This window comes from Oceanobacillus jeddahensis (assembly GCF_000750635.1).
GTDB lineage: Bacteria > Bacillota > Bacilli > Bacillales > Amphibacillaceae > Oceanobacillus > Oceanobacillus jeddahense.
Genome location: NZ_CCDM010000001.1, coordinates 235,586 through 248,463, shown reverse-complemented (window position 1 = coordinate 248,463; position 12,878 = coordinate 235,586). Strand labels below are relative to the sequence as shown.

Here is a 12,878-nt window from a genome sequence, read left to right as displayed (position 1 = left end):
CTCAGATATTTATAAATTATTTGATTGATCCCTCAGATAAACCACCCGCAATATGGTTTTGAATAAGTGTAAAGAAAATTACTGTTGGTAATATTACAATGACGGAAGCTGCCATAATTGCTCCCCAATCTAAGATTTCTGTTCCTGTTAAAGAATAGAGTGCTACTGAAATAGGCATTTTTTCCGAACTGTTAATAAATAAAAGCGCAAATAAAAATTCATTCCATGTATTAATGAAAGTATAGATAGCAGTTGCAACAATACCAGGCATTACAATTGGTATCACTATTTGGATAAATACTCTTAATTTCCCTGCACCGTCAACACTGGCCGACTCCTCGATTTCTAATGGTACTGTTCTGAAAAAGCCAACTAACATCCATGTAGCAAATGGAATGGAGAATGAAAGATAAGCGATTATTAACCCTGTCCAAGTATTAACCAAGCCTAATTGAGAGATGATAATTGTATATGGCACTGCTAATAAAATCGGTGGGAACATATATGTCATTAATAATACTCTAGTCATTCTTTTCCCTGACTTTGGAAAGAAACGGACAATACCATATGCAGCCAAAGAAGAAACTACGATCGTTATTGCCGTTGCCGAAAGTGATATAAATAAACTATTCAGCAAATTTGTGCCAAAACCTAATTCAGTAAATACTCTGACATAGTTATCAAAAGTAATTGTTTCTGGAAAAAAAGCGATTGGATTTCGTGAAGTCTCTCCTGGGCTTTTAATCGATGTAATAAACATCCATAGCAAAGGAAAAACACTAACTATAGCCAAGATAGATACATATATATAGGATATAAGCACGGACCAAGATAAACGTTTACCTACAACTTTTTTCATTAATGATCCTCCCTTTCCCATCTATCAAGCAATTTAAAGAACAAGAAGCAAATTACTATCAAGAATAAAAGCAATATCACAGTTATTGCAGAGGCTATTCCTAATTGCTGCAAACCCCAGCCTGTTTGATATGCAAATATCGGTAGTGTTGTGGTCATATTTGCAGGTCCACCACCTGTTAACAGAAATAGAATTTCAAAGTTATTAAAGACCCAAATTGTTCGCACTATTAATAATGAACCAATCACTATCCGAATATGCCTTAACGTGATATTCCAAAATGATTGAAATACATTCGCACCATCTATTTGAGCTGCTTCATACTGCTCTAATGGAATTGTTTTTAAGGCGGAAAGAATATTGACCATAAATAACGGTGCACCAAACCAAATATTTATAAGAACCACCGTTGCAAATACAAAATTCGGATCTGATAAAAAACTAATTGCATTCTCTGTGAGACCAATTCCCATCAAAAAATTTGGTAAAAACCCATTTACATCATCCAGTATCCATTTCCATCCCAATCCAATTAGAATTGCAGGGAAAGCCCAGGGTATTATTAGCATGGTTTTATATATACCACTTAATTTAGGTAAACGGTTGATCGCCAAGGCTGCTGTAAGACCTACTAGTAGTTGACCACCAATTGAAAATATCGTCCATTTAAAAGAGTTAAGAAAAGCTTGATAAAATTCTTTACTCGTTAAAACAAATATAAAATTATCTAGCCAAACGATGTCAAATTGCAAACGAATTAAGTTTTTGGATGTTAAGCTATAAAAAATACTCGATAATACTGGATAAACAAGCAATGCCACCACAATTACAAGTGCAGGAAGGAGAAAAAAGATGCCGTTATTTTTCATTTTTTTAAATCGATGTAATAAATACATTTGGATTCCTCTCTTGTCATGAAAATGCATAACAAGAATAGATTCTTATTACACATTTTCTTTTTTAGTATAAGTCAAAAATTCTGTTCAGTTCTTCCTCTGCATTTTTTGCTGCTTCTTCCACAGATACTCCTGAAACCACTATCTCTTGAAACATATTTTCTATTATCCCTTGACTAGTAATTAATCCAGCTTCAATTGTTGGCCCATTTTCCATACCAATGGCTGTTCCTTCTTCAGCCTCTTCACTTATTACATCAAGTGCATCACTAAATTTCATTATTGTTTCATTATCTAAATAAGCTTCTTCTTCAGAAATATCCGTTAAAGCAGGAAGCATCCCTACAGGAACAGAATGTAAAAAGTCAATATATCCTTCCGTTTCATAAAGACTCTCAATAAAAGCCTTAGCTATGTCAGGATGATCGCTATTTTCCCAAACTACTAATGGAATATTAGAGGTTTCAATTCCATTGCTTTCATCATTGGCATTTATTTTAGGTATCGGTGCAGCATCAATCTCATCTAGCAGATCCGGACTATTTGTCTCTACCCCACCGATATGGAAACCACTATTAAAATCAAAAGCTGTATCACCTTGATAGAATAGATTTGCCTGATCTAAAACATCATAGTTTACAGAACTTGATGGTGACGTAGCTTCATACATCTTAACCCAATAGTTAATTCCCTCAATCGCTGTCGGACTAGTTAAATTAGCTTTCCCGTCTTCTGTTATCAATGTTTCTCCAGCAGATCGCACATAAAAATTCAGGAATCTTGTCGCTGCCATATCACCAGCTCCCATTGGAACCGATAAACCATATGCGTCTGTAGATTCAGAAATTTTCACTGCAGCCTCATATAATTCATCCCAGGTTTCAGGCACATCTAAGTTCACTTCATCCAACAGATCCTTTCTATACCACATAACCTGCGCATGAGAATAAATTGGAATAGAATAATTATTACCATCCTCTGTTCCTTCTAATAGAGAAGCTTCATTGAAGCGATCTCTACCTATATCATCAATCACATCATTTAAAGGAGTAATTGCATCAACATCAATCATTTCTACAACATGACTAGGTAACGCAGTACTTACATCTGGTACTTGCCCTGATGTTAAACCTGTTGTCCATTTTGTATAAAACTCTGGCCATGCAAATGATTCTATTTCTATCGTCACTCCTGGATGCTCTTCCATAAATGCATCTGCAGCATCCTGCATATAGTCATAGCGTGGCCCTTGAGTAAATGAATGCCAGAAAACAATATCCCCTTCTAACTCTCCGTCTTCATTTATCGAAGAATTTGTTTCTGATTCAGTTCCGCCTGAACAAGCTACCATGAAGAACATTAAAGCAATTAACATAAAATAAAAGAATATTCTTTTCATTAAATGTGCCCTCCTATTAATCTCATTTCACTTAAATTTTTCCTGATAACACATTTCGTCCTTTTCTTATTTATATTTCTTAATGGTTCTATCAATTTGATTTTTGATTTCTTGAGTACTTTCTACATCTGAATCTGATATATTTTCCAATGGCTCTCTTACGCCACCAATGTTTACTCCTCTCCGTCTTAAAACTTCTTTAATAATTGCATACATGTTTCCGCTTAATGAGTTTAAATTAATAATAATATCATTTATATCCGTTTGAATCTTCTTCGCTTTTTCCATATTCTCTTCAGAAATATATTGTTCTGCTTTCACATATAACTCGGGCATAACACCATATGTTCCACCTATACCACTATCGGCACCCATTAATCTACCAGAAATATATTGCTCATCAGGTCCGTTAAAAACAATAAAATCACTTCCTCCTGCGGCCTTAAATCTTTCTATATCTATGGATGGCAGTGAAGAATTTTTTATTCCGATAACTTGTCTATTTATAACAAGCTCAGAAAACAACTCCATTGAAAGGCTATAGCCAGTCGTCTGCGGAATGTTGTATATAATAAACGGTAAGTTGGTAGACTTAATTATTGACATCCAATATTTATAAATAGAACTTTCAGGAAGCCCATAATATATAGGAGGAATAGATGATAAAGCATCATATCCTAAATTAGAAGCATATTGAGCTAATTCCACACTATCTTTCGTAGAAGGTGCACCTACATGAGCTATTAATGTTAGATTGTCTTTGGCAAATTCTTTAACATATTTTAAAGTCAGCTTTCTTTCTTCTAAACTTTGATAAATACATTCTCCTGAGCTTCCACCTACATAGAGACCATCTACATTTTTTTGCGTTAAAAATTGTACCAACTGACCGTTTCTTTCTTGAGAAATTTTTTGATTATCATCATAGCAAGCATAAAATGCAGGGAATACCCCTTTAAATTTGTCTAAATGTTCCGTCATTTTTACTTATCCTTTCTTATATTAACTACTTTTAGCTAATATCTTTTTTATAAAAAATATTTTTATTATGTTTTCAAGCAATTCTCTTTCTTTTCTATGAGATCCAACCTTCTTTCTATATTTCAATTAATCAAAAAGTATCTCCAATCCCAAAACCTATTCAATTTGTCTTTATACCTTTTGGATCGCTTGAACAAATTTTCTCGTAATATGCTGCGGCCGAGTAATTGCACTTCCTACAACTACAGCATGCACACCAAATTGTAATGCTTTTTGTGCTTTTTCAGGAGTATCAAAGTTTCCTTCAGCAATAACTGGAATTGATGTATTTTTCACTAGCCCTGCCGCTACTTCCAAAGGAATCGAGTCTTTAGAATAAGAAGTATACCCTACCAGTGTCGGTGCAACAATATCTACACCAGCCTTTTCCGCTTGTACTCCTTCCTCTACCGTAGAAACATCCGCCATAAATAATTGATCCGGATAAGCTAACTTGATATCAGAAAAAAAATCTTGAAATCTTTTTCCATCAGGTCGTTCTTGTAATGTCCCATCAAATGCAATAATATTAACACCTTCCTGATAAAGAGCATCAACCTCCTTTATAGTTGGTGTGATAAACACATTACTATTAGGATAATTGTTCTTTATAATACCAATAATCGGTAAATCTACTTCTTTTTTTATTGCTTTTATATCCTTCACTGTATTTGCACGAATACCTGAAGCTCCACCTACACTGGCCGCGAAAGCCATTCTTCCCATGATATAAGGATCGTACAAAGGTTCATCTTCTAACGCTTGACAGGAAACAATCAACTTTTTATTTATTTTTTCCAATGTATCCATTCTGATCTCCTTACTAGCTAGTAAAATAACTACCTTATTTAGCTTCGTTTAGTATCAATTTCAAATTAATGCGCTTTCATTAAATGAAACTATATCACTATGATTTTATGTTGTCAATATAAACTTAAAAAATGATAATAAACTTTCATTTATTGTAATATAACTTTCTGATTGTCTTATTTAAAGCTAATTAGCTGATGATATATCAACAAACAGTATATTGAGTAAATACATTTATTGTTCTTTTTTGTAATAAGGATTGATTATCACAGAATACTACCTAATTATTGATAACAGTGAAATCATAAAAAAGCCCTGAATCTACCGTAAGTGTTTTATCTCACTGTAAATTCTCGGGCTTTTATTTTATTAGATTATTTCAATATAATACTATCGTTTATAATAATTCTAGAATTCCTTAATACACTGGCACAAGAATACAGCCCTTAAATATAGCAATTATCATATTTTTAAAGGGTCTCTACTTTTAACTTCCACCAGCCTACCACTTTCTCCTAGGCTTATATCCCGCATTATTCAAAAAGTCGTCCACTTGCTCCTGCGGTAATCCTTCTATTTTTATTCCTTTTTCAATCGATGTAATAAGCATTTTTGATGCAAATTCTAACGTCTCTAATGCCATGAATGCTTCTTTTATGCTTACATCACATACTAAGATGCCGTGATTCTTTAATATAAATACATTGGATTCCGTTACCTTTTCCTCTACCGCTTTCGCTAAATCATTACTTCCCGGGTGCTTATATGGGATATGTACTACTTTTTCAAGATAATACATTGCCTCCACAAAATAATTGGAGGGCAAATTTAAAGAACTGCAGGCTAACAGTGTGCTATAGAATGGAGCACTATGAAGAACAGCGTTAATTTCCGGCCTATTTTCATAAATTGCTCGATGCATCGGAAATTCTTTGGAAGGTTTTTTATTCGTTTCGTGATGATTAGGTACTAAAACGAAATCATCATCATTTAGCTCTCCTAAGTTGGTACCACTTGCTGTAATAAAAAAGTGGTCTTCATCTTTTCTAGCACTAATATTCCCCGCTGTTCCCCATGCTAGATTTAAATCCATTAACTTTTTTCCCGTTTTTTGCAAATCTGAAATAATTGTTTCATTTGTCATGAATGGGGCTCTCCTTTACAATTTATTCTGTACATCTAAAACTCAAGAAGAACTTTAATCACCTTTTCCTGGCTGTTCGCAACCATTTGAAAACCTTTTTGGGCTTCATTAAAAGGTAGAATATGTGAAATTAAATTACTTATGATTTCTTCTAAATTGTTGGTTTCATTTAAAAATTGGATTGCCTCTTCAAAGTTATTCTCATTATACGTCATGCAACCTATCATTTCTTTTTCCGATCCTTGGAAGTCTCTCATGTTAATAGAGTGTTCATCATCAAACATTGCAACTGTAATAATTTTACCGCCTTTTTTTGTTATCTGAAGTGCCTGTTTAATAATATTTGGGGAGTCTGTACATACAATCACCCGATCAAATTTTCCACCATTCAATTCCTCTGCATGCGCTTGCCAATCTTCATGCCTGGCAATGTTTAATACCTGTCCCGCTCCTAATTTTTCTCCAATTTCCAATGGATAATTACGAATATCTGTTATCAGATTCTGAGATACTCCTTTAGAGATAGCGGCAAGCAAAATCATCAATCCAATTGGACCTGCACCTAAAATCGCCAGTTTATGGCCACTTGTCAAATTAGCTTTTTCTAAAGCATGAAATGCAACTGCAAAAGGCTCTACTAATACAGCAGCTCTGTTATCTAATTCATTAGGAAGAACAAATACAGTATTAGCGGAGGCGATAAAATACTCAGACATCGCCCCGAGCCAATTTCCAACACCGGGAGCCTGTCTATTTTCACACAGGTTGATCTGATTACTCCTGCAATATGCGCATTCCCCACAACCTACTTGTGGATTTACTGTTACTTTTGATCCTATTGGTATATTTTTAACATTTGAACCAACTTCTTCAACATAGCCAGATAATTCGTGACCAATGGATACCGGCGGGGTTCTAAAAGGATGTCTACCGTTATATACATGAATGTCAGAACCGCAAATCCCTGCCATAGCTACTTTAATTAATACGTCATTTTCTCCTAATTGTGAAATTGTTTGATTTCTTATCGATAAACGATGCGTTTGTTCAACATATACTGCCTTCATTCACCCACTCCTTGTTGCTGAAAAATCATTGAAATAGAATCTTCTTAGAATCTTCTAAGTGTATTTTCATACTGGTCACACATTCTCTATCATGATTTCTTAGTTGATTTAAAAGCTTCACATGGTCATCATGAAACTTATACATTCTTTCAGGCTCTTTATTCAAATGTTTTAAAGTAATACGGTATAAATGTTCATTGTAGTTCAGCAATATATTTTTAATTTCCTTATTTCCAGCAATTTCACAAATAATAAGATGGAATTCATGATCAAGCTCAGCAAACTTGTTGACATTCAATTCCTTAATATAACCCTCTGCAGCTTTTAAGTTATCATCCAGATATTTAATCTCGGCTTCTGAAATTTTATTATAGATCTGTTCACAATTAAATGTTTCGAGAGCAATGCGAAGGTTATATATATCATTGATTCGATCAATTGAAATATCTTGAATAATAATACCTCTTTTGGAAGAGACAACAACAAACCCCTCCGCTTCCAGACGTTCAACTGCTGATTTTATAGGTGTTTTACTCATACTTAGACTTTCTACCAGTTGCTTTTCTGACAGGATCGTACCTGGTTGATGAGCTTCTTCCAAGATTCCTTTTTTTATCTGCTTATACGCAATATCTTTTAATAATAATTCAGGTTTCGTTCCCAAATGAATCGTCTCCTTTAATGGTGAACAATACGATTATAAAAATCCTTACCTCCTAATTGCCCTCCTTTTAACGCTACTTTCATTTTATGAAATACGTTATTTCTGGAATAAACCGTGCAGAGTGGAGCTCCTGGAGAAATACTACTTAAAACCTTTAAAGCATAAATCCCTAATTCCTTCATGACAAATCCAGATGTATCTCCACCCGCAATGATAAGTTTATCAACCGTATTTTCTTCCAAGATTTCTTTTGTCCATAATCCAAGATTATGACCGATAATACTACCAAATTCCTCCTGCTCTTTACCTTGTTTTGCCAGATGTTCTTTCATTTCGGCAATAGCTGGATCACGGGGCCCATCCGCAGTATATAGAATGACTTTACGATGCGCTTCGATAAGTTTACCAACTTTTTTTAGAAATTCATGCGGAATTTCATTCACTCCAAAGTAATGACTCGGTATTTGTTCCAGATAAAATCCTTCCTTCTTAGCATAAGCCATTTGCTCGCTGGTAATTGCGGAAACACTTCCAGAAACGACCAATACTCTATCATCATTCAAACTATTATTCTCTTCCCGGACGTGATCAGCGCTAAAACTCCCCCAGGCGTTTCCTAATGCATACTCCACTCCGGAAGAACCTATCAGAAATTGAGTCTTTGGATTATCCTCACTAAGAATATGATTAGCAACCGCATCTAAATGATTTTCCTCCAAGGCATCGTATAATAGAATATCGCAGTCCATTAATTCTTCATTCTTTTTTCTAATGCGTTCTTGACCACCTTGCACCTCTAAAATGTCAATTAAACCCACCTTTTGATCTGTCTGTTGGCTCATATGCATTTTCAAATCAGCTTCATTCATTGGAGTGACAGGATGATTCGCAACTACTGGGTGACGATCCAATCGATAGATTGAATCGTCTTTTTTTGCAAAATGGTTTCCAAATACAGTATATCTCCCCAATTGCGGAACTCCAACCAAAAGATGATACTGTTGATTTTTAAAGTAGTTTCTTGCTAAATCTGCTGCATATCCAATACTTCCTGTTTCAGGAGATGAATCAAACGTAGAACACACTTTATAATGAAAAAACTGCGGATTGATTTCCGCTATTTTTTCAAATATTGGCTGCAACTCTTTATGCATACCCTCTGGAGATTTCGCTCTAGAGGTCCCCGCTACTCCGATGCACTGTACATTTTCAAACTCAGTTAATACTTCTTTATCAGGCACCTCTAAAAATAAAACCGTATTCAACCCATATAATGTTAAGGCCTCCATCGCATCCGTTGAGCCTGTGAAATCATCTCCATAAAACGCTAAGAGTAATCTTTCTTTCATGACTATGCCTCCAATAAAACGAATTTGTTAATTACCTTAATCGCCATTTATTATTTATTTAGACAAAAATTCTATATCTTGTTTTTCTCTTAGCTCCCAAAGCGCAGAATGATCTGGTCTCACGATTTTATCGTAGGTAATCAGCTCTCCTGCTTTAATATCCACTTTTGCTTTATTCCCTGTAATTAAATGTCCTGGAATAGCATGATTAGATTCCATTGTTTTAGCAGGTGCAATATCTGCTTCAAGAGACAAATCATGATCATTACCTAATGTTTCTCCCGCTTTTATATCCCTTGCAGCATATTTAACTAAATCATAACGAGGCTTGTATTCTAATGAACCTGTATCTAAGTTTAAGAGGCCAGCACTAGCAATCGACGTAGAGGTTTCCACTCCACATAAATGATATGGTCTATAAATTACTGCCGTTGATTTATCGTAATTTGGAATCTGACCTTTCGTGGTTAAAATATAGTTTGAGTATGCATTATCGCAACGTACTACGATATATACACCTCCACCCATTCCAGATTCATCTTGTCTTCTTAAGCACGTGATCAAGTCAATTGTACTTTCTTCTGTAAATCCCCCGCCATTATCATGATGGCAATAAGCCACAGGCAATTCTGTTATTCTTAAAGAAGCTTTCTGTAAACGTTCACTTGCAGGATTCAATTTTGTAGAGTTTGCCATAATCGTTAATTCACATAAATCAAATGCACCTGCTCCAGGTAATTCACTTAAAATCTCTGCTCTTCTATGAACATATTCTTCTGATTTTCCTTCAGGTATCATTTTTAAATATTTTATATCCTCATCTGAAATCAAGATCTCTTTTGATTCATGAACTGTGATACCATCAGCCTCAATAGAAACCGTCTGCTTATCTTCATCTAAAATGAATTCGCCATCCCGGGCTTTACCACCAGAAATAACGGTTAATCCAATTTCGTTTGCCCATTCATACATAGACATTAATAAACCATGCTGATCCCCATCAACCGGCGTATAAATAACACCAGCTTCTTTTGCTAGATGCTTCAAAATCGGACCAACAGCAGAATCTGTTTCTTTGTTAATCATGGCTACATGCTTTCCTTTTTCGATTGCTTTTTGCGCATGAACAGCTCCAGCTTCAGGAACCCCTGTGCCTTCACATACAACCCCAATTTCATCAATAGCTAGAATGACATCTAAATTGTCAGTATAAATATATTTCCCACTAGCGAATAACCTGATTGCTTCCTTCGAGTCTTCTGTATATTCAATAAGTTCTTCATCAATTCCTGCAGTTATTAAAGCATCCTTTGCAGAATCAATATCTTTATCCATGACTACTCGAACATTCACAAATTGATTAAACTTCTGCTGGGTAACTACTGCTTTCCCAAAGTGCCCCGTTCCAATCACGGCAGCTACTACTTCACTTTTATTAGCTTGTCTAAATAAATGATGATAAATCATATTAAATCCCCCTAATTAATTGGTTGTTGTTTTCTTCCTTTTGTTAATAATCTGTTTAGTAATTGGAAAAATAACCATCAATATTGCTATTCCTAATAAAACAGCACTAATTGGACGTGTAGCAAAAATAGATAAATCTCCACCTGATAACTCCAATGATCGACGGAATTCACTCTCCGCTAATGAACCTAATACGACCCCTAGGACAATCGTTATTAATGGGAATCGAATTTTTTCAAAAAGGAAGCCTAGTATTCCAAATATAAGCATGACAATGACATCGAACATAGAATTTCTTATAGCAAATGTTCCTACTGTACAAAATATAACGATTAAAGGTCCAATAATGGAATAAGGAATCGTTAATAGCTTAGAAAACATCACAATAAACGGTTTTGAAAAAATTAAAACTACTATATTAACAATTAATAACCCCGCGAAAATAGCATAAACCATAGGGCCATTTGTGGACATCAAGTTCGGTCCTGGTTGGAGCCCGTGCATGATAAACGCTCCTAACATAACTGCAGCAGTTGCACTTCCCGGAATACCAAGAGCAAATAAAGGTACTAATGCTCCCATTGCAGCAGCATTGTTTGCAGACTCTGGTGCAGCTATTCCTTCAGGAGCACCTTTCCCAAATTGTTCAGGTGTTTTAGACCATCTCACACTCTCACTGTATGCCAAAATAGCAGCAGTAGTTGGTCCGATACCAGGTAAAATTCCAATCCCTACACCTAGCAAAGATGATCTTGATAAGGTACCAGTGATTTTCTTAAAAATTTTAGAATCAAAGATTTTAATCTTAAATTTTTGTGTTTTACCTAGGTTTCCATCTTCTTTTTGCGTCATGCGGTTGATCGTTTCAGATATGGCAAAGAGTCCGATAACCACAGGAACTAGATCTATCCCACTTGCTAACTCTGGAAAACCAAATGTAAATCTATATGCACCTGTCATCGCATCAATTCCCACAGTAGCTAAAAGCAGCCCAAAAGCTACACCAATAAAACCTAATACTAATTTCCCGTCACTTAATGCTGCTACAACCGTTAGAGCTACAACTGCTAAAGCAAAATACTCCGGAGAAGCAAATTGAAGCGCAATTTGAGCCAACGTTGGTGTAAGGGCAATCAAGAAAATCGTACCTATAATCCCACCTATGGTAGAACTTAAAATTCCGATCCCAAGTGCCTTTCCAGCCTCTCCTCGTCGAGTCATCGGATATCCATCATATACAGTAGTAACGGATTCTGGTGTTCCCGGTGCTCGGTATAATATTGCTGTAATCATTCCAGAAAAAACTGCTGCAGCATAAATGGCTGTAAGTAGCATAAATGCACTAGTTGTTTCCATCCCATATGTAACTGGAAGCAGAACAACTACAAGCATTAATCCACTGATGCCTGGTATAGCCCCACCTAAAAACCCTATCACCACAGCTAATAACAATATAAGAAGGTTTGAGGGGTCTATAATTGTTACTAATCCTTCCATTAAATTATTTAACATTCCATCCCCATCCTTTAACTTTAAATCTATTGTTTGAAAAATATATTTAACCTATTATTGAATGAGGTTTATGGCAGAGGTACATTAAGTAATAACTCAAACATCCCATAAACTAAAAAAGTAGCAAGAACCGAAGATACAGCCAGCAATATTTTATTACGTGCTCCCATTAAAATACTACATATAGGGAAAAAGATGATTGTAGCAATAATAAAACCTGTATATTGTAACAGAACTATATATACTATTAATAACCCTATAAAAAGATAATGCTTATTCTTATTAACCCAACTAAGGTCTTCCTGTTCTGTACCTGTTTCCGCTTCTGAATCTGTTAATTCCTTTACATCATCTGGCAAGATTTCTTCTACATGATCCGGGAGTGATTCTTCTTCATTATCTAGCAATATATTCTCTTTCTTTTTATTGGACTTTATGGTATTAAATAGTAATAATGTATTTAATACTAAGATAAAAATAATAAGTGCCACCGGCCATTGAGCTGGACCTGTAAAGGCAGAGACTTCATTTGTTCGTGGCAAATCAAAACTTAATATAAGAAAGAGTAAACTTATTGCGTAGGTAGCAACAATAAATATCACCATTTTTTTCATTTACATTTCACCCAGCTCTCTTAATTCTTCCTTTTATTAAATAGTAATTAAATATAATAATGAACACTCTATCCATG

At 35.0% G+C, this 12,878-nt stretch carries 12 protein-coding genes; all 12 read right to left on the bottom strand.

The window, feature by feature from the left end; translation table 11 throughout:
• Positions 1-16: 16 nt before the first annotated feature.
• The 12 genes from BN986_RS01170 to BN986_RS25610 all read right to left on the bottom strand — a co-directional run bounded on the left by BN986_RS01170 (position 17) and on the right by BN986_RS25610 (position 12,801).
• A complete protein-coding gene (locus BN986_RS01170; RefSeq protein WP_198136774.1) occupies positions 17-859 on the bottom strand; it encodes a carbohydrate ABC transporter permease in 843 nt (280 codons plus the stop codon).
• The gene (locus BN986_RS01165) at positions 859-1,755 is read right to left on the bottom strand and encodes a carbohydrate ABC transporter permease (RefSeq protein ID WP_040977821.1); all 897 of its coding nucleotides are present in this window, start codon (positions 1,753-1,755) and stop codon (positions 859-861) included. The genes BN986_RS01170 and BN986_RS01165 overlap by 1 nt, the downstream gene beginning before the upstream one ends.
• Before the next feature lie 64 nt (positions 1,756-1,819).
• Positions 1,820-3,154, bottom strand: a complete 1,335-nt coding sequence (locus tag BN986_RS01160; RefSeq protein WP_040977820.1) for an ABC transporter substrate-binding protein — start codon at positions 3,152-3,154, stop codon at positions 1,820-1,822.
• 66 nt (positions 3,155-3,220) lie between these two features.
• Positions 3,221-4,135, bottom strand: a complete 915-nt coding sequence (locus BN986_RS01155) for a dihydrodipicolinate synthase family protein (RefSeq protein ID WP_040977819.1) — start codon at positions 4,133-4,135, stop codon at positions 3,221-3,223.
• A gap of 171 nt (positions 4,136-4,306) precedes the next feature.
• On the bottom strand, positions 4,307-4,984 hold the full coding sequence (locus BN986_RS01150; RefSeq protein ID WP_040977818.1) for an N-acetylmannosamine-6-phosphate 2-epimerase: 678 nt from the start codon (positions 4,982-4,984) through the stop codon (positions 4,307-4,309).
• Between the two features lie 502 nt (positions 4,985-5,486).
• Positions 5,487-6,128 (bottom strand): class II aldolase/adducin family protein, encoded by a 642-nt coding sequence (locus BN986_RS01145; protein ID WP_040977817.1) that lies wholly within the window; start codon positions 6,126-6,128, stop codon positions 5,487-5,489.
• Positions 6,129-6,163: 35 nt separating this feature from the next.
• Entirely contained in the window at positions 6,164-7,195 is a 1,032-nt protein-coding gene (locus BN986_RS01140) for a zinc-dependent alcohol dehydrogenase (protein WP_040977816.1), read from the bottom strand.
• Between the two features lie 25 nt (positions 7,196-7,220).
• Positions 7,221-7,859 (bottom strand): GntR family transcriptional regulator, encoded by a 639-nt coding sequence (locus BN986_RS01135; protein WP_040977815.1) that lies wholly within the window; start codon positions 7,857-7,859, stop codon positions 7,221-7,223.
• Positions 7,860-7,873: 14 nt separating this feature from the next.
• Entirely contained in the window at positions 7,874-9,208 is a 1,335-nt protein-coding gene (locus BN986_RS01130; RefSeq protein ID WP_040977814.1) for a four-carbon acid sugar kinase family protein, read from the bottom strand.
• 54 nt (positions 9,209-9,262) lie between these two features.
• A complete protein-coding gene (locus BN986_RS01125) occupies positions 9,263-10,675 on the bottom strand; it encodes an SAF domain-containing protein (RefSeq protein ID WP_040977813.1) in 1,413 nt (470 codons plus the stop codon).
• Positions 10,676-10,690: 15 nt separating this feature from the next.
• Complete coding sequence (locus BN986_RS01120; protein WP_040977812.1) at positions 10,691-12,187, bottom strand: tripartite tricarboxylate transporter permease; 1,497 nt, start codon at positions 12,185-12,187, stop codon at positions 10,691-10,693.
• Positions 12,188-12,255: 68 nt separating this feature from the next.
• Complete coding sequence (locus BN986_RS25610; protein ID WP_052400567.1) at positions 12,256-12,801, bottom strand: tripartite tricarboxylate transporter TctB family protein; 546 nt, start codon at positions 12,799-12,801, stop codon at positions 12,256-12,258.
• Positions 12,802-12,878 lie beyond the last annotated feature (77 nt).

What these genes read in the sequence shown, in the direction of transcription:
- BN986_RS01120 (WP_040977812.1), bottom strand. Translation starts at nt 12,187, where the DNA reads ATGTTAAATAATTTAATGGAAGGATTAGTAACAATTATAGACCCCTCA.
- BN986_RS01125 (WP_040977813.1), bottom strand. Translation starts at nt 10,675, where the DNA reads ATGATTTATCATCATTTATTTAGACAAGCTAATAAAAGTGAAGTAGTA.
- BN986_RS01150 (WP_040977818.1), bottom strand. Translation starts at nt 4,984, where the DNA reads ATGGATACATTGGAAAAAATAAATAAAAAGTTGATTGTTTCCTGTCAA.
- BN986_RS01160 (WP_040977820.1), bottom strand. Translation starts at nt 3,154, where the DNA reads ATGAAAAGAATATTCTTTTATTTTATGTTAATTGCTTTAATGTTCTTC.
- BN986_RS01165 (WP_040977821.1), bottom strand. Translation starts at nt 1,755, where the DNA reads ATGTATTTATTACATCGATTTAAAAAAATGAAAAATAACGGCATCTTT.
- BN986_RS01170 (WP_198136774.1), bottom strand. Translation starts at nt 859, where the DNA reads ATGAAAAAAGTTGTAGGTAAACGTTTATCTTGGTCCGTGCTTATATCC.
- BN986_RS01145 (WP_040977817.1), bottom strand. Translation starts at nt 6,128, where the DNA reads ATGACAAATGAAACAATTATTTCAGATTTGCAAAAAACGGGAAAAAAG.
- BN986_RS01130 (WP_040977814.1), bottom strand. Translation starts at nt 9,208, where the DNA reads ATGAAAGAAAGATTACTCTTAGCGTTTTATGGAGATGATTTCACAGGC.
- BN986_RS01140 (WP_040977816.1), bottom strand. Translation starts at nt 7,195, where the DNA reads ATGAAGGCAGTATATGTTGAACAAACGCATCGTTTATCGATAAGAAAT.
- BN986_RS25610 (WP_052400567.1), bottom strand. Translation starts at nt 12,801, where the DNA reads ATGAAAAAAATGGTGATATTTATTGTTGCTACCTACGCAATAAGTTTA.
- BN986_RS01155 (WP_040977819.1), bottom strand. Translation starts at nt 4,135, where the DNA reads ATGACGGAACATTTAGACAAATTTAAAGGGGTATTCCCTGCATTTTAT.